This is a genomic window from Streptomyces sp. NPDC089915 (genome assembly GCF_040684675.1).
In the GTDB taxonomy this organism is placed as follows: domain Bacteria; phylum Actinomycetota; class Actinomycetes; order Streptomycetales; family Streptomycetaceae; genus Streptomyces.
In genome coordinates this window covers 1-16626 of sequence record NZ_JBFBGN010000141.1, presented here as the reverse complement: position 1 = coordinate 16626, position 16626 = coordinate 1, and the positions used below count along the sequence as shown (strand labels likewise).

13 protein-coding genes are annotated in these 16626 nt (G+C 74.7%); 4 read left to right on the top strand and 9 right to left on the bottom strand.

Annotated features, from left to right (window positions below; genetic code table 11):
• From AB0O29_RS29305 to AB0O29_RS29285, 5 genes are all read right to left on the bottom strand, one after another.
• Positions 1–400, bottom strand: a 400-nt coding sequence (locus tag AB0O29_RS29305) for a hypothetical protein (RefSeq protein WP_365157322.1), incomplete at its 3' end; no start/stop codon positions are given.
• A 104-nt stretch (positions 401–504) separates the two neighbouring features.
• A complete protein-coding gene (locus tag AB0O29_RS29300; RefSeq protein WP_365157319.1) occupies positions 505–951 on the bottom strand; it encodes an SRPBCC domain-containing protein in 447 nt (148 codons plus the stop codon).
• A gap of 250 nt (positions 952–1201) precedes the next feature.
• The gene (locus AB0O29_RS29295; RefSeq protein WP_365157316.1) at positions 1202–1978 is read right to left on the bottom strand and encodes an enoyl-CoA hydratase/isomerase family protein; all 777 of its coding nucleotides are present in this window, start codon (positions 1976–1978) and stop codon (positions 1202–1204) included.
• Positions 1975–2433, bottom strand: a complete 459-nt coding sequence (locus AB0O29_RS29290; protein ID WP_365157313.1) for a Zn-ribbon domain-containing OB-fold protein — start codon at positions 2431–2433, stop codon at positions 1975–1977. The genes AB0O29_RS29295 and AB0O29_RS29290 overlap by 4 nt, the downstream gene beginning before the upstream one ends.
• 23 nt (positions 2434–2456) lie before the next feature.
• A complete protein-coding gene (locus AB0O29_RS29285; protein WP_365157310.1) occupies positions 2457–3608 on the bottom strand; it encodes a lipid-transfer protein in 1152 nt (383 codons plus the stop codon).
• Between the two features lie 109 nt (positions 3609–3717).
• Between AB0O29_RS29285 and AB0O29_RS29280 the strand changes: the two genes are divergently transcribed.
• Positions 3718–5442: a FadD3 family acyl-CoA ligase gene (locus AB0O29_RS29280; RefSeq protein WP_365157307.1), complete on the top strand. Its 1725-nt coding sequence runs from the start codon at positions 3718–3720 to the stop codon at positions 5440–5442.
• A gap of 96 nt (positions 5443–5538) precedes the next feature.
• Here AB0O29_RS29280 and AB0O29_RS29275 read toward each other — a convergent pair whose 3' ends face one another.
• Positions 5539–6231: a hypothetical protein gene (locus tag AB0O29_RS29275; RefSeq protein ID WP_365157304.1), complete on the bottom strand. Its 693-nt coding sequence runs from the start codon at positions 6229–6231 to the stop codon at positions 5539–5541.
• Positions 6232–6416: 185 nt separating this feature from the next.
• On the opposite strand from AB0O29_RS29275, the gene AB0O29_RS29270 reads away from it, so the two are divergent.
• Positions 6417–8345: a sialidase family protein gene (locus AB0O29_RS29270; protein ID WP_365157301.1), complete on the top strand. Its 1929-nt coding sequence runs from the start codon at positions 6417–6419 to the stop codon at positions 8343–8345.
• Between the two features lie 51 nt (positions 8346–8396).
• Positions 8397–10622: a HEAT repeat domain-containing protein gene (locus AB0O29_RS29265; RefSeq protein WP_365157298.1), complete on the top strand. Its 2226-nt coding sequence runs from the start codon at positions 8397–8399 to the stop codon at positions 10620–10622.
• Here AB0O29_RS29265 and AB0O29_RS29260 read toward each other — a convergent pair.
• The 3 genes from AB0O29_RS29260 to AB0O29_RS29250 form a co-directional block, all read right to left on the bottom strand.
• Positions 10619–11347 (bottom strand): class I SAM-dependent methyltransferase, encoded by a 729-nt coding sequence (locus tag AB0O29_RS29260; RefSeq protein WP_365157295.1) that lies wholly within the window; start codon positions 11345–11347, stop codon positions 10619–10621. The two genes, AB0O29_RS29265 and AB0O29_RS29260, sit on opposite strands and share 4 nt — an antisense overlap.
• A 367-nt stretch (positions 11348–11714) precedes the next feature.
• Complete coding sequence (locus AB0O29_RS29255; RefSeq protein ID WP_365157292.1) at positions 11715–11921, bottom strand: hypothetical protein; 207 nt, start codon at positions 11919–11921, stop codon at positions 11715–11717.
• A 200-nt stretch (positions 11922–12121) separates the two neighbouring features.
• Positions 12122–15100: a BTAD domain-containing putative transcriptional regulator gene (locus tag AB0O29_RS29250; protein WP_365157289.1), complete on the bottom strand. Its 2979-nt coding sequence runs from the start codon at positions 15098–15100 to the stop codon at positions 12122–12124.
• Between the two features lie 190 nt (positions 15101–15290).
• Between AB0O29_RS29250 and AB0O29_RS29245 the strand changes: the two genes are divergently transcribed.
• Positions 15291–16511, top strand: coding sequence for an amidohydrolase family protein (locus AB0O29_RS29245; RefSeq protein WP_365157286.1), 1221 nt, complete (start codon positions 15291–15293; stop codon positions 16509–16511).
• Positions 16512–16626: the final 115 nt, after the last annotated feature.

Genomic DNA, 16626 nt, shown 5'->3' with positions numbered 1-16626 from the left:
CGGCCGCCGCCAGGAGCAGCAGCGCGCCCGCGCCGAAGGCGCTCGCGAGGCCGGCGCCCAGGCCCTGGCCGTCGGCGCCGACCGAAAGCCCTCCGGCCGCCTGGCCCTGGCGGACCATCCACAGCACCGCCACGCCCAGCACCACCACGCCCGCCAGCGCCATGAGCAGCCGCGAGCGGCGGACGACGGCGAGCAGCGTGACCAGGGCCGCGAAGATCATCGGCGCGAGCAGGGAGCCCAGCAGCGCGGGCGGGTCGGTGGTGACGCCGGAGCCGGAGAACAGTTCCTCGATGCGGTAGTCGCGGCCGGGCCGGCCGTCGTACCAGGCGCGGAAGGGGCTCCAGACGGCGGCGGTCGCTCCGATCAGACCCATGAGCGAGCCGATTGCGTTGCGGATCATGCCCGGCCCTCCGGGGTAGGGGTCATGATCCCGACGCTAGCCCGGGCGCCCCGGACCCGCATTCCGGTCGTGGCGTCCGGAGGCGACCGCGGCGGCCGTCGGCCTCAGGAGGTGGCGCGGGCCGCCTCGACGCGGGTGCGCAGGGCCTCGTTCATCGCGGTGAAGTTGCGGGCCGTGCCCTCCAGCAGCCCGCCGAGGAAGGGGACCAGCAGCCCCCGGAAGCGTTCGCCGTGCTCCAGCCGGGTGGTGCGGCCGGGGCCCTCGGAGAGGCGGAGGAAGTGTTCGCCGTCGAAGAGGCCGCGGACGAGGAAGCGCCCCGTCCAGCGGAGCTCGGTCACGGGGGTGAACACCTTGACCGTCGGGTGGAAGGTGGTGGGCTTGCCCGATTCCGCGTACATGGTCAGCCGCAGCCGCCCGCCGGGGGCGAGCTCGCCGCCGGCCTGGCGGATGAACGGGTTCCAGACGCAGTAGCGGGGCAGGTCGGTCAGGACCTCCCAGACCTCTTCGGGGGTCGCGTCGATGGTGATCTCGGTGGTGATGTTGCGTCGCATGGTGCCGTGTTCCTCTGGTGAAGTGGTGCTCACCGAAGGGACGCGGGGGTGTGCGGCTGCCGCCGGGTTCGGTGCAGGGATGCAACCACGGATCGGGCACCCGGAAGCCGGGGGAGGGGGCGTCTTCGCTGGTGGCGCAGAGAGCGGAGCGGGGCCTTCCGGGTGTGCGGTGGTGAATGCCGACACGTCGGGCGTCACCACCGCCGCCGCGGCCCCCTCCCCGAGGCCCTCCCCGCCCCCCGCCCCCTGATCAGCGCAGCCGGAACTCCGTTCCCGGGCGGCGGGACGCGAACAGTTCCGCCTGGCGGTCCGGCGGCAGGTTGCCCAGCGCGATCAGGGCCGGGGCCTGGGCCAGGGCCTGCTGCAGCGCGGTCTGCTTCGCCGACCACAGGGCCCGCACGGTGCCCTGTACGCCCTCCGTCGGGAACGAGGCCAGCGTCCGCGCCGACCGCAGCGCCGCCGCGAGCAGCTCCCCGGGCTCGGCCAGCTCCGAGACCAGGCCGATCTCGTACGCGCGCCGCGCCGAGAGCCGTTCCGCCGTGCCCATCAGGGACATCCGGGCGGCCTCCCCGAAGGGCATCCGCTGCGCCATGTACACGGCCTCGTAGGCGCTGACCATCCCGTACGAGGTGTGCGGGTCGAAGTAGGTGGCGGTGGTGGCCGACACGATGAACTCCGCCTCGCCCAGCAGGTAGAAGGCCCCGCCGCAGGCCATGCCGTTGACGGCGGCCACCACCGGCTTCCACAGGTCGTTCGCCTTCGGGCCGACGGCGGCCAGCGGATCGTCCACCGAGTACGGGGAGGCCGGCTGCGGCACCCGCGCCGAGCGGTCGATCCCGGTGCAGAACGCGGCCGTGCCCGCGCCCGTCAGCACCACCGCCCGCACCTGGTCGTCGTAGCGCAACTCCCGCCACAGCGCGACCAGTTCCGCCGCCGTGGCGAGGTCGAGCGCGTTGTGCCGGGCCTCCCGGTCCAAGGTGACGACCGCGACCCCGTCCTCCTTGTCCCGCTCCACCCGCAGCGTCACGGCTTCTCCGGGATCCAGCGCGGCACGGCCATCCCGTCCGTCTCGGTGAACACCACCTGCACCCGCGCCCCGATCCGCAGCCGGGCCGGGTCCACCGAGTCCAGCGGGGCGTCGGCGGAGCTCACCAGGTTCCCGGCCAGCCGGATGTGCGGGGCGTCCGCGAGCTCCACCAGGATCACGTTGTACGGGGCCTGCGCCGCGTACGCGGGCAGCAGCGGCGGGTGCGGCAGCACGTAGGACCAGATCCGGCCCCGCCCGCTCATCGGGCGCCATTCGGACTCGAAGGACCCGCAGTGCGGGCAGCAGGGCCGGGGCGGGAAGCGGAGCCTGCCGCAGGAGGCGCAGGCCTGGACGCGGAGCTCGCCGCGTGCGGCGTACTCCCAGAAGGGGGCGCCGTCCTCGTCGGGGACGGGGAGCAGCAGCCGGAGGTCGTCGGCGTCGGGGGCGGTGGTCATCGTGCGACTCCTCGATGCGGGATTCAGGCGCGGAGCAGGATCGCGGACGTGGGGACGCCCTCGCCCGCCGTCACCAGGCAGGTCGCGGCGTCCGGCACCTGGGCGGTGGAGGTGCCGCGCAGCTGCTTGACGCCCTCGTTGATCAGGTTGAAGCCGTGCACGTACGCCTCGCTCAGCCCGCCGCCGCCGGTGTTGATCGGGAGCCGGCCGCCCATCTCCAGCGCCCCGCCCTCGGTGAAGGCGGCGCCCTCGCCGCGCCCGCAGAAGCCGTAGCCCTCCAGGGAGAGCGGGATCAGCGGGGTGAAGGCGTCGTAGATCTGGGCGACGTCCACGTCGGCGGGGCCGAAGTCGGCCTGCTTCCACAGGTGCCGGGCGGCGGTCCAGGCGGGGCCGGAGAGGGGGTCGTCGTTCCAGTAGTTGACCATCCCGTGGTGCTGGGCGGGCAGCCCCTGCGCGGCGGAGTGCACGTAGACGGGCTTCTGCCGGCAGTCGCGGGCCCGCTCGGCGGAGACGATCACGCAGGCCAGGGCGCCGTCGGTCTCCAGGCAGTTGTCGAAGAGGCAGAGCGGGTCGCTGATCATGCGGGAGGTCATGTACATCTCGCGGGTCAGCGGCCGCTCGTACATCATCGCGGCCGGGTTCTCGTTGGCCCGGTTGCGGCAGGCCATCGCCACGTTGAAGAGGTGGTCGCGGGTGGCCCCGTACTCGTGCATGTAGCGGCGGGCCAGCATGCCGATCTCGTCGGCGGGCCGCAGCAGCCCGAAGGGGCGGGTCCACTGGCCGGGGGTGGGCAGCTGGACGGCGGTGTTCTTCCAGGGGCGCGGGCCGGAGCCGCGCTTGCGGGAGCGCCAGGCGACGCCGACGGTGGCCTGGCCGGTGGCTATGGCGGCGGCCAGGTGCCCGACGGTGGCGCAGGAGCCGCCGCCGCCGTAGCCGACCTTGGAGAAGAAGGTGACGTCGCCGGCGCCGATGGCCTTGGCGACCTCGACCTCGTCGGTCTCCTCCATCGTGTAGGAGGCGAAGGCGTCGACCTCGCCCGGGGCGATGCCCGCGTCGGAGAGCGCCGCGAGGATCGCCCGGCAGGCCAGTTCCTTCTCCGATGCGGGTAGCCGCTTGGCAAAGGGGGTCTGGCCGATGCCGACGATTGCCGTAGCGTCCTTGAGCGTTGCCGCCATCGCCACCTCCGGGGTGCGCCGGTACTGCTGTCGGTACTGCTGACAGCCGCGAAGGCTACAGCTAATCTGACGGATAGTCAGCTACTGGGTTCCAAGGGAGGGGCGGGCGATGGACCGAGGCGGCCACGAGGACCACGGCGACACCGACGCGTACGGCCCCGGCCGGACCGGAACGGAGACCGCGACGGCGGGCCCCGGGGCGGGGGAGCTGGGGCCCGACGGGCCCGTCGACCCTCGGGGTGACCTGCGCTGGGGGACCGTCGGGGCGCTCGTGCGCGATGCCGCCCGGCGGCACGCGCGGCGCGAGGCCGTCGTCGACGGCCGTACCCGCCTCGACTACGCCCAGCTCGGCGAACGCGTCGAACGGGCCGCCGCCGCCTGCCTCGCCGCCGGCGTCGAACCCGGCGACCGGGTCGCCGTCTGGGCCCCCAACACCGTCGACTGGATCGTCTCCGCCCTCGGCGCCGTCACCGCCGGAGCCGTCCTCGTCCCCCTCAACACCCGCTTCAAGGGCGCCGAGGCCGCCTACGTCCTCCAGCGCAGCCGCGCCCGCCTGCTCTTCGTCACCGGCACCTTCCTCGGCACCTCCTACGTGGCCTCCCTGCGCCGCGCCGCCGCCGAAGGCACCGGCACCGGCCCGCTGCCCGGACTGCCCCACCTGGAACAGGTCGTCGTCCTCGCCGACGACGCCCCCGCGGACTTCCGCACCTGGAAGGAGTTCCTCGCCGGCGGCGACGGCATCCCGTCCGAAGCCGTCCGCGCCCGCGCCGACGCGATACCCGCCGACTCCCCCTCCGACATCATCTTCACCTCGGGCACCACCGGCAGCCCCAAGGGCGCCGTCATCACCCACGCCCAGACCCTGCGCTGCTACGCCGTCTGGAGCGAACTCGCCGGACTGCGCGAGGGTGACCGGTACCTCATCGTGAACCCGTTCTTCCACACCTTCGGCTACAAGGCCGGGATCATCGCCTGCCTGATGCGCGGGGCCACGATGGTCCCCCAGCCCGTCTTCAACGTCGACACCGTCCTCGCCAACATCGCCGCCGAGCGGATCTCCGTACTCCCCGGCCCGCCCACCCTCCACCAGTCCCTCCTCGACCACCCCCAGCGCGACCACCACGACCTCTCCGCGCTGCGCCTGGTCGTCACCGGCGCCGCCGTCGTCCCCCTCCAGCTCGTCGAACGGCTCCGCGCCGAACTCCACATCGCCACCGTCCTCACCGCCTACGGGCTCTCCGAGGCCGGCGGCATCGTCACCATGTGCCGCCGCGGCGACCCCGCCGAGGTCATCGCCGCCACCTCCGGCCGCCCCATCCCCGGCACCGAACTGCGCATCACCGCCCCCGAGGGCACCGCCCGCGAACCCGGCACCCCCGGCGAGGTCTGGGTGCGCGGCCACCACGTGATGCGCGGCTACTTCGAGGACCCCGAGGGCACCGCCCGCACCCTCACCCCCGAGGGCTGGCTGCGCACCGGCGACGTCGGCGTCCTCGACGAGGGCGGCAACCTGCGCATCACCGACCGGATCAAGGACATGTTCATCGTCGGCGGCTTCAACGCCTACCCCGCCGAGATCGAACAGCTCCTCGGCCTGCACCCGGACGTCGCCGACGTCGCCGTCGTCGGCATCCCCGACCCCCGGCTCGGCGAGGTCGGCAAGGCCTACGCCGTCCGCCGCCCCGGCTCCACCCTCACCGCCGACGACCTGATCGCCTGGTCCCGCCGCGAGATGGCCAACTACAAGGTCCCGCGCGAGGTGGAATTCGTCCCCGACCTGCCCCGCAACGCGAGCGGCAAGGTCCTCAAAACGGAGCTCCGCGCCCGCCGCTGACCCCCGGCTCCCGCCGGCCCGGACCCGGACCCGGACCCGGACCCGGACCCGGACCCGGAACCCGGAACCCGGAACCCGGCGCCGGGCCGACCCCCGTCACGCGGCCGCCCGCAGCCCCGCCCGGTGCGGGGCGCCGGCCGCGTACGCGCGGTCGGCGCGGGCGGCGCACTCGCGGGCGGCCAGATCGCGGCCGAGCGGGGCCAGGGCCGCGCAGAACAGCAGCCCGCCCAGCGGGATCAGGTCCAGGCTGACGGCCGTCACCGCCGTGCCCGCCAGCACCGCCACCGGACGCCACACCCCGGCCCGCCGCCGGACCGCCATCTGCGTCACGATCCACAGCAGGCCCACGTAGAAGAGCAGCGGCCCCACCGAGTACACCACCGGCTCCACCCCGGGCCGGCTCTGGATCTCCTCGAACAGCCGGTTCATGCCCGCCCGGTCGGCGGACCGGAAGCCGACGGCCAGGTCGATCACCGCCTGGGCCACGACAGCCGCCGACCCGGCCAGCCCGAGCCAGGTCGCCGCCCCGGCCCCCACCCGGCCCGCCCGCCCCGCCGGGGCCGCCAGCCGCCGCAGTCCCGCGAACACCGCCCCGAACAGCAGCACCCCGGCGGTCAGGAACAGATGCCCGGCGGTCCAGGCGAGGCCCGGCCCGTGCCCCGGGTCGGAGAGCCGGATCACCCCGTACGCCACCATGCACAGCGGCCCCGCGACGAAGGCCCCCCGCACGAACGCGGTCCGCCGCCGCCCCCAGGGCCGCCCCCCGCCGGCCGGCGCGTGCTCGGCCACCGTCCCCGAAATACCGTACTCAGACGCTGTGTTGGTCATGCCCCGATCCTCTCCGCGCCCCGCCCGCCCCGGATCAGGCATCACCCCCACCCCCACCCCGAGGCGACCCCGACGCGCCCCCGACCAAGGCCGGGGGGCCACCGCGTTAGCCTGCACGGGTGAGTGTGCGTCAAACAGTCGAACGAATGCGGCGGCAGAGCGCGGTGCGGGCCGGCACCCGGGCGGGCGCCGCCTTCGCGCTGACCCTCGCCGCGGCCCTCGCCCTGGCCTTCGTCCTGCGGCCCGCCGCACCCGGGAAGGCGGACGCCGACGACCCCGCGCCCGCACACAAGCCCGGACTGACCGCGGCCGTCTCCGCCCCCTTCAACGCCTTCACCGAGGGCTACGACTGCTACCGCACCCCCACCCTCACCACCACCAGGGCCGGCACCCTGCTGGCCATCGCCGAGGCCCGCACCTCCGGCTGCGGCGACGTCGGCGACATCGACCTCGTCCTCAAACGGTCCACCGACGAGGGCCGCACCTGGGGTCCGATGCAGATCATCCGCGGCGCCGGCGACCCCGGCGCCTACGGCAACCCCGCCCCCGTCGTCGACTCCGCCTCCGGCCGCATCACCCTCCTCCACGCCTACAGCACCTGGACCACCGAGGCCGACGGCAACCGCGTCCGCGGCCCCCGCGAACTGCGCCTGGCCCACAGCACCGACGACGGAGCCGACTGGACCACCGACCCCGCCCCGCAGCCCCGGCTCAAGCACGCCGACTGGTCCTGGGTCTCCGTCGGCCCCGGCCACGGCGTCCAGCTCACCCCCACCCGCCCCGACCGGCCCGGACGCCTCGTCGTCAGCGCCGACTACCGCACCGACTCCGGCGAATCCGGCGCCCAGCTCCTCTACAGCGACGACGGCGGCCTCACCTGGCAGCCCGGCGCCCGCTGGGGCGCCCCCGAAGGCACCCCCGCCCCCACCGAACCGGCCCTCACCCAGCTCCCCGACGGCCGCATCTACGTCAACGCCCGCTCCACCGCCGCCTGCGGCACCGCCGACCACCGGCTGTCCGCGATCATCGACGACGCCGCCGCCCCCGAGGTCCCCGCCCCCGGCTTCGTCCCCGTCACCGGCCTCCCCGCCCCGCCCGCCTCCGGATCCGTCCTCCAGCTCCCCGGCGGCCCCCTGCTGCTGTCCGCGCCCAGCCGCCCCGGCGCCGAGTCCAACGACCGCTGGACCCTGGCCGTGCGCACCTCCCGCGACGAGGGCCGCACCTGGTCCAAGGACGGCGCCGTCGTCCTGCGCGAACGCGCCGGCTACTCCGACATGGCGGCCCTCCCCGGCGGCCGCGTCGGCCTGGTCTACGAGACCGCCAACGGAACCCCCCACGGCTACGTCAAGTTCACCGCCTTCGGCCCGCGCGAACTCCAGGCCGCCGCCGAGGACCTCACCCCCCGCACCACCGCCGACACCACCCCCGGGCACAACGACGCCGTCGTCCACGGCGGCCCGCGCCTCGGCAACCGGCCCGACGGCGGCAGGGCCATGCGCTTCGACGGCAAGGACGACTTCCTCCGCCTCATCGACTGCCCCGACGAACTGCGCGTCGGCGAGGCGGACTTCGCCGTCTCCGCCTGGGTCAAGTACAAGACCCGCGGCCAGGACCGGGAGAGCGGCACGCGCCAGCCCCTGATCTGGGCCTACGGCCAGGGACCCGCGGCCCGGCAGATCCGCCTGGAGGCCGACCCCGCCACCGGCCGCCTCGAAGCCACCCTCAACTCCGGAACCGGGCCCGTCGCCGTCACCTCCCGCAGCCGCACCGACGACGACAAGTGGCACCACGTCGTCCTCCAGCGCAGCGGCGACCGCCTCGAACTCACCGTCGACGGCGCCCCGCCCGCCACCACCCCCGCCCCCACCGGCCCGGCCGGCGACCTCCGCCCCACCGGCCCGTTCACCATCCACCTCGGCACCCAGCCCGACTACAAGGCCTTCTACGCGGGCGCCCTCGACGACGTACGGATCTACGGGCGCGCCCTGTCCCGCAACGACATCGCCCGCCTGCGCGACGGCCACGACGTCACCGACGAGGAACGCGTGCACCTCCCCTTCGACCGGATCGGCTGACCCGCACAGGCCCGGACCGGGCTGTCAGTGGCCCTTGCGATAGTTCCGGGCATGATCAACGAGCTCGCCGGCGGCATCGACGGCATCGACGGCATCGACTGGACCGGGATGGGCCACGCCTACGGCCCCGGCGGCGACATCCCCCGCTGGCTGCGGGACATGGCCTCGCCCGACCCGGAGGTGCGCCGCCGCGCGTTCGGCGACTTCTACGGAGCGGCCCACCACCAGGGCGACGTCTACCCCTGCACGGTGGCCGCCCTGCCGTACCTCCTCGGCCTCGCCGACGACCCCGCCACCCCCGACCGGGCCGCCGTCGCCGCACTGGTGCTCAGCATCGGCCGCGAGGCCGCCGACCGCGACGACGACTGCATCCGCTTCGCCCCGGACGGCACCGAGTCCACCGCCCCCGCCGACGCCCTGGCCCTGCTCCGCACCCGCGCCGACGCCTTCGTCCGGCTCGCCGCCGACCCCGACCCGGGCGTCCGGCACGCGGGGATCGAGGGCGTGGGCCTCTTCCTCGACGACGCCGGGCGGGCCGTCGCGCTCCTGCGCGACCGGCTGACCGCCGAGCCCGGCACGGAGGAACGCCTGCTGGTCATCCGCACCATGGCGAGCCTGGCCCTGCGCCTCCCGGCCGCCCGGCCCGCCGCCACCGCCTGGCTCGCCACCCTCGCCGACGATCCCGGGGCGGACCCCGACATCCGGCTCGGCGCCCTCGTCCACCGCGCCCGCTGCGCCCCGCAGGACCTCGCGCCCGACGCCGTAGCCTCGGCCATCACCCTCCTCACCCGCCTCACACCCCCACCGCAGGCCCCCCCGACCACCCGCGGCTGCGACCCCACCACCTGCGCTTGCGCCCCCGCCGCCCCGACTGAAGCCGCCGCCCCCGAAGCCCCCGCCGTCCCGGCCGAGCCCGCCCCCGCCGCTCCCGCCCGGGATGACGCCGTCGTCGTGACCCCCGCCCAGGACGTTCCCCCGCAGATAGCCGCCGCCTTCGAGGACCTCGACCGGCGCGGCCGGGTGCACGCCCCCACCACGACGCTCCTGCGCACTTTCCACACTGTCCTCGACGACCGGGTCGCCGAACGCGCGGACCTCCTCGCCGCCCAGCTGGGCAGCCCGGACCCGGCCATCCGCTACGACGCCGTCGCCATGGCCAGGAACCTGATCGGCTCCTGGCGCGGCGACCACACCGCGCTGGTCACCCTCCTCGCGCGGTGCCTGCTGCCCCGCGACCCGTACACGACCGCCGCCGCCGCCGAATGCCTCGGCTCCCTGGGCCCCGTCGCCGAGCCCGCCCGCGAGGCCCTGGCCGACTGCGTCGCCGGACACCGGGCCGCGCACGGCCCGGACGTCTGGGCGTCCCCCCGGCCGCAGCTGCGCCGCGCGCACCAGGAAGCCGTCATGGCGCTCGCCCGCCTCGGCGACATGCGCGCCCTGCCGAGCCTGCTCACGGCCCTGGACGACGGTACCGACGCCTGGCGCGCGGTGCAGGTCGCCGGCGACCTGGGCCCGGCCGCCGCCGGTGAGCTGGTGCCCCGGCTGACCCGCCGCCTGGACGCCGTCGACTTCTCCGGGGAGTGGACCGACATGAGCGCGGCCGCCCTGGTGGGAGCCCTGGCCGAACTGGGCGACCCCGCGGCCGTCCCCGCGCTCGCCCGGGCCGTCGAGGCGGCGGTCCGGAACGAGAAGTGGCAGCCCGCGGCCTCCGCGCTGGAGGCGCTCGCCTCCTTCGGCACCGCCGCCGCCCCCGCCCTGGACGTGGTCCGCCCGCTGGCCGACGCGGCGGACGTGGACCTCCGCGCGGCCGCCACCGCGGCCCTGTGGGCGCTCGCGCGCGACCCCGCCGACGCCGTCCCGAGGCTGGCCGCCCTCCTCGACGGCCACCGGCTCCGCGAGGCGGCCGGGGTGCTCGCCCGGATCGGCCCGCCCGCCGCGGCGGCGGCGCCGCGCCTGAGGGAGATGCTGACCGCCTCCTACGACTGGACCCGGGTCCACGCGGCGGAAGCCCTGTGGGAGATCGGCGGCGAGGCCGAGGCGGGCGCCGTCGTACCGGTCCTGCTGGCCGCCTGGGCCGGCAACGGCGCGACCTCCGACCACGTCCTGGCCTGCCTGTCCCGGATGGGCCCCGCCGCCGCACCGGCCCTGTCCCGCGTCGAGGAGGAACTGGCGCTGCGCCGCCGCACCGGCCGCTTCGGGAGCATCGCCCACGACGAAGAGGTCCAGCACCTGTGCCGCACGCTCCGGGACCGCCTCGCGCCCTCGAACCCGGCCTAGGACCGCGGCTTGCGCGCCAGCAGCAGCCGCCACCGCGGGGTGCCGTCCTCGCGGTGGCCGAAGGGGGCCAGCGGGACCGTCTCCACGGTGAAGCCCGCGGCCTCCAGGTCCGCGCGGACCGGACCGAAGGGGAAGGTGCGGTAGTACATGACGAACGGCGGCCGCCACACCGCGTTGCGGACCCGCATCGCCGCGTCGAAGCCTGCCGCCGCCCACCACACGGGCGAGCTCGGCGGGATGGGCGCGCCGACCGGGAAGGCGAACACCCCGCCGGGGCGCAGCACGCGGTGGACGCCGCCGAAGAGGGCGGGCCGCTCGGCCGGCAGGAAGTGGCCGAAGGCGCCGAAGCTGACCGCGAGGTCGTACGTGTTCCAGAGCCGCTCGGGCAGGTCCAGCGCGTCGGCCCGGACGAGGTCCACGCCCTCGGGGTGCGCGCGGGCGGCCTCCGCCAGCATCCCGGCGCTGACGTCGACCCCGGTGACCCGGTCGCGGCACAGGCGGCGCAGCATGCCCAGGCCGGCGCCGGTGCCGCAGCAGACGTCCAGGCCGGAGCCGAAGGAGCCCTCACCCTGGGCGAGCGCCTCCTCGACGGCGTCGAGCATCCGGTCCGGGGTGCGGAAGGGCGTCCCGTCGAACTTGGGGGCGAGCAGGTCGTAGCCCCGCTCGACGGAGGAGAGGGCCTGGACGGCCAGTTCGCGCAGGCTCGGGCCCTGGGAGGTGAACACGGCCCCAGCCTAGTGACAGGGGGACCGGAGGGGACCCTTCCACGGATACGCAGGCACGCGGATACGCGGACACGCGGACGCACGGATACGCGGCGGTCGCGGTGGTCCCCCTCCGGCCACCGCGACCGCCGCTCCCCGTGCGTTCCCCCGTGCGTTCCTTCGTACGTTTCCCCCGTGCGGGCGGGCCCGGATTCCCCCGAATCCCCCGTGGGCCCGCCCGCACTTCCCCCGTACTCCTTCTCCTTGCCGGCGGCGCATCCCCCGTGGTGCGCCCCCGTCTTTCCCCCGTGGTTCCCCCGTACGTCCTCGGGCGGTTCCCCCGTACGTCCCCCGTACGACCGCTCAAGGCCCCCCGTACGACCTGCCCTTACGGGCGCGGACCGGACGCGTGGTTGTCCATCGCGACGATGTCCACGTCCGAGGCGTGGTTGTCCTGCGGCTTGTCGCCGGGCTTCGTCCCGGCCGGCGGCTGGGCCGGCGGGTCGTCCAGCGGGTTGATGTCGGCGCCCGAGGCGTGGTTGTCGAGCGGTCTGATGTCGCCGTCGAGCGGCAGGATGTTCTCGTTCGTCGCCATCGACTCTCTCCTGATCGTGATGTGGCGCCTGATGGTTGGCGGGCCCGTTCGGCGATTCCCCCGTGGACCGCCGAACGGGTGGTTCCAACAGCCGGCCCGAGTGCCCCCCGACGCCCCGGGTCGATGCATCCATCCTGCCGCGCGGCGATAAACGAACGATGAACGCGTCCGTCCATCGAGCGGGACTCCAGGTCAGAGCGTTACGCGGCCAGTTCCGACGCCAGCAGGGCCTGGACTTCGGCCAGTTCCGCCGAACCCAGTTGCACGAACACCGCCTCCGCGTCCCGCCAGCACGCCCGCGCCCGGTCCGGCTGGCCGAGCCGCCGCAGCGCCTTGCCGAGGACCGTCAGCACGGTCGCCCGGCGCCACTCCCCGCCGATCCCGCGCAGCGCGATGGCCTGCTCGGCGTGCTTGGCGGCCAGGGTGGGCCGCTGGGCGGCCAGGTGCGCCTCGGCGAGCCGGAAGTGCGTCACGCCCTCCCACAGCGGCTGCCGGTTGTCGTGGAACAGCGACAGCGCCTCGCCGAGCTGCTCCAGCGCCTCCCTCAGCCGGCCGGCCTGGGTGAGGGCGATGCCCAGCGCGTAGCGGCCGTTGGCCAGGCGCAGGGTCAGGCCCATCCGGTCGTATATGGCGATGCCCTGCTGGGCGAGGTCGATGGCGCTGGACAGCCGGCCCAGGACGACGTGGATCCGGGAGAGGTTGCACAGGGCGCTGGCCTCGCCGATGAAGTTGGCGTCGGCCCGGAAGTTCGCGATGGCCTCCAGCAGGAAGCGTTCGCCGTCCTCGTGGCGCTTCTGGTAGAGGGCGATGATCCCGCGGTCGTTGGGCGCCCAGCAGCTGGGCAGCGGGTCGCCGGCCAGGCGGGCCAGTTCCATGGCCTGGCGGGCCTGTTCGTCGGCCTCGTCGAACCGGCCGACGAAGAGGTGGACCATGGTGAGGGTGGTCCGGGCCCGGCCCTCGGTGCGCGGGTCCCGCGCGGCGCGCGCGGCCTCGCACAGGGTCAGCGCGGCCGATTCGTACTGCTTGGAGTTGGCCCCCGACTCGGAGAGGTCCTTGGCCGCCCACAGCAGGTCCACGGCCCGGCGCAGCGCCCCGGGCCGGCCGGCGGACTGGCGTACGCAGGCGAGCAGCGGGTCGGCCTCGGCGAAGAGCCAGTCCAGGGCGGCGCGGGGTTCGGTGAGGACGAGGCCGGGGTGGCGGGTCTCGGAGAGGTGGGCGGGCAGCCGGTCGCCGGGCCGTTCCAGGGCGTACACGCGGGAGGCGGTGGCCAGGTAGAAGTCGAGGAGCCGGTCGAGGGCGGCCTCGCGGCCGCCGGCGGGCTGCTCGTCGCGTTCGGCGCAGGCACGCGCGTAGAGCCGTACGAGGTCGTGGAAGCGGTATCGGCCGGGGGCGGCGGATTCCAGCAGGGAGCAGTCGACTAAGGCCTCCAGGAGGTCCTCGGTGTCGTGCTCGGGCAGGTCGAGGACGGCGGCCGCGGCGGCCAGGGAGACGTCGGGGCCGTCGGCGAGGCCCAGCAGGCGGAAGGCGCGCTGCTGGGCGGGTTCCAGCTGGCCGTAGCCGAGTTCGAAGGTGGCCTTGACGGCGAGGTCGCCGGACTGGAGTTCGTCGAGGCGGCGGCGTTCGTCGGCGAGTTTGGCGGCGAGGACGGAGACGGTCCAGGTGCGGCGGGCGGCGAGCCGGGAGGCGGCGATGCGGATGGCGAGCGGCAGGAACCCGCAGGCACCGACGACGTCGAGGGCGGCCTGGCGTTCGGCGCCGACGCGTTCGGCGCCGACGATGCGGGTGAACAGCTGCAGGGCCTCCTCGGGGCTCATCACGTCGAGGTCGACGAGATGGGCGCCGGCGAGGCCCGACATGCGGACCCGGCTGGTGACGAGGGCGGCGCAGCCCGCGGTGCCCGGGAGCAGCGGGCGGACCTGGGCGGCGTCGCGGGCGTTGTCGAGGAGGACCAGGACGCGGCGGCCGTCGAGGGTGGAGCGGTAGAGGGCGGCCCGGTCGGCGGGGGAGTCGGGGATGGCGCTGTCGGGGGTGCCGAGGGCCCGCAGGAAGGAGCCGAGGACGGCTTCGGGCAGGGCGGGGCGGGGTTCGGTGCCCTGGAGGTCGACGTAGAGCTGGCCGTCGGGGAAGTGCGGGCGGGCCGCGTGCGCGACGTGCACGGCGAGGGTGGTCTTGCCGACGCCGCCGATGCCGGCCAGCGCGGAGACGGCCATGACCTGCCCCTCGGAGCCCGCGAGGATCTCGCCGAGCTCGTTGACGAAGGGGGTGCGCCCGGTGAAGTCGGGCACGGTGGCGGGCAGTTGGGCTGGCCTTACGGGTACGGGGGCGGCGGCCGGGGCGGGGTCCTCGGCGCGGGCGAGTTCGGCGTCCGCGTTCAGGATGCGCTGCTGGAGGGCGGAGAGCTCGGGCCGGGGGTCGACGCCGAGCTCGTCGGCGAGGAGCCGGCGGGTGTCCGCGTACACGGCGAGGGCCTCGGCCTGGCGGCCGCTGCGGTAGAGGGCGAGCATCAGCAGCTCGCGGAGCCGCTCGCGCAGCGGGTGGGCGGCGGTGAGGGCGGTGAGCTCGGAGACGGCCTCGGCGTGCTGGCCGACCTCCAGGTCCAGGTCGAGGCGGGTCTCCAGCAGCTGGAAGCGCCATTCGGTGAGCCGGGTGCGCTCGGTCTCGGCGTGCGGGCCGGGTACCCCGGCGAGGGGTTCGCCGTCCCACAGGTCCAGGGCGCGGGCCAGCAGGGTCCGGGCGAGGGTGCGGTCCCCGCCGGTGCGGGCCTTGTCGGCGTCGGCGGCGAGGGTGCGGGCGATGCCGAGGTCGAGGGCCGCCTGGTGGCGCAGCCGGACGGCGTAGCCGCCGGCGTCGCTGACGAGGAGCCCGGGTCCGAGGACCTTGCGCAGCCGGGAGGCGTAGGTGCGGATGGTGGCGAGGGCCTGCTGCGGGGGGTCTTCGCCCCAGATGGCGTCGATCAGCTCGGGTGCGGTGGCGGTGCGGCCGTCGCGCAGCAGCAGTGCGGCGAGGAGGGCGCGCTGCTGGGGGCTGCCGGAGGGCAGCGTCTCGCTCCCGCGCCAGGCGCGGACGGGTCCGAGCACGGCGAAGCGGTTGTCCGCGGGGGCGGGTGCGCCGGGTGCCGCGGGCGTGCCGGGACCGTCGGTGTCACTCGGCTGGTGCGGGATGGCCGGTCCGCCGTCCATCTGTCCTCCCCCTGCCCTCTGTCGGATTCGGTCGGGTCCGTCGGGTCCGCCGGGTCCGTCGCTTCAAGGGCCAGTCTGCCTTGTGTTGCCCGTACCCGTCAGCCCGCGGCGGAGCCATCCGCTCCTGGCCGGAGAACGACTGGCGTCCGAATAGCTGACGGTTCGTCAGATCGACGCTACCGTAAGAACCATGGAGACCTTCCCGAAGATCATCTCGGTGGACGACCACACGGTTGAACCCCCTCACGTCTGGCGGGACCGGCTCCCGTCGAGATATCGCGACACCGGACCCCGGATCGTCCGCGCCCCCCTGAAGGAAATGACCTTCCTCGGCGGGAAGTTCGCCCCCGTCATGGGGGCGAAGGGCGACGACGGCCCCATCGGCGACTGGTGGGTCTACGAGGATCTGCACCGGCCGCTCACCCGCCTCGACACCGCCGTCGGGTACGACCGTGACGAGATCAAACTGGAAGTCATCACCTACGAGCAGATGCGCCCGGGCTCCTTCTCGGTTCCCGAGCGCCTCGCCGACATGGACGTCAACCACGTCCAGTCCGCCCTCTGCTTCCCCACCTTCCCCCGCTTCTGCGGCCAGACCTTCACCGAGGCCAAGGACCGTGAGCTGGGCCTTCTCGGGGTGCGCGCCTACAACGACTGGATGGTGGAGGAGTGGTGCGGGCCCCTCGCCCGGGGCCGCCTGATCCCGCTGACCCTCATCCCGCTGTGGGACGCCCGGCTGGCCGCCGAGGAGGTCCGCCGCAACGCGGCCCGGGGCGTGCGCGCCGTCGCCTTCTCCGAGATACCCCCGCACCTGGGGCTCCCGTCCATCCACACCGACGCGTGGGACCCCTTCCTCCAGGCCTGCGACGAGACCGGCACGGTCATCGCCATGCACATCGGCTCCTCCTCGCGCATGCCCTCCACCTCCGCGGACGCCCCGCCGGCCGTCGGCTCCACCATCACCTTCGCCAACTGCTGCTTCTCGATGGTCGACTGGCTGATGAGCGGCAAGTTCGAACGCTTCCCCAACCTGAAGATCATGTACGCCGAGGGCCAGATCGGCTGGATCCCCTACATCCTGGAGCGCGCGAACGTGGTCTGGGAGGAGAACCGCGGCTGGGGCGGGGTCGCCGACAAGGTCCACCGCCCCCCGTCCGAGCTCTTCGCCGAGCACGTCTTCGGCTGCTTCTTCGACGACGCCTTCGGCCTGAGGAACCTCGACGCCATCGGAGCCGGCAACGTCCTCTACGAGACGGACTACCCGCACTCGGACTCCACCTGGCCCAAGTCCCGGGAGGTCGGCGAGGCCCAGATGGGCCACCTGGACGCGGACGTGGTCGACCGCATCGTCCGCGGCAACGCCATCGACCTGCTCGGCCTCACCCCCGAGGGGCTGTGGGCGGGGGCCTGAGACGACGGGAGGGGGCGGGGGCCCGGCCGGCCCCCCAGATAGGAACAGCAAAACTCATAAAAACACACAACCCACAGGTAATAACGTAATTCCTGTATTTGTTGAAAAATTGTGT

Excerpts from the sequence above, each read along its gene's own strand:
- AB0O29_RS29300 (WP_365157319.1), bottom strand. The coding sequence starts at position 951 with ATGCGACGCAACATCACCACCGAGATCACCATCGACGCGACCCCCGAA.
- AB0O29_RS29280 (WP_365157307.1), top strand. The coding sequence starts at position 3,718 with ATGGACCGAGGCGGCCACGAGGACCACGGCGACACCGACGCGTACGGC.
- AB0O29_RS29270 (WP_365157301.1), top strand. The coding sequence starts at position 6,417 with ATGCGGCGGCAGAGCGCGGTGCGGGCCGGCACCCGGGCGGGCGCCGCC.
- AB0O29_RS29250 (WP_365157289.1), bottom strand. The coding sequence starts at position 15,100 with ATGGACGGCGGACCGGCCATCCCGCACCAGCCGAGTGACACCGACGGT.
- AB0O29_RS29290 (WP_365157313.1), bottom strand. The coding sequence starts at position 2,433 with ATGACCACCGCCCCCGACGCCGACGACCTCCGGCTGCTGCTCCCCGTC.
- AB0O29_RS29265 (WP_365157298.1), top strand. The coding sequence starts at position 8,397 with ATGATCAACGAGCTCGCCGGCGGCATCGACGGCATCGACGGCATCGAC.
- AB0O29_RS29245 (WP_365157286.1), top strand. The coding sequence starts at position 15,291 with ATGGAGACCTTCCCGAAGATCATCTCGGTGGACGACCACACGGTTGAA.
- AB0O29_RS29285 (WP_365157310.1), bottom strand. The coding sequence starts at position 3,608 with ATGGCGGCAACGCTCAAGGACGCTACGGCAATCGTCGGCATCGGCCAG.
- AB0O29_RS29255 (WP_365157292.1), bottom strand. The coding sequence starts at position 11,921 with ATGGCGACGAACGAGAACATCCTGCCGCTCGACGGCGACATCAGACCG.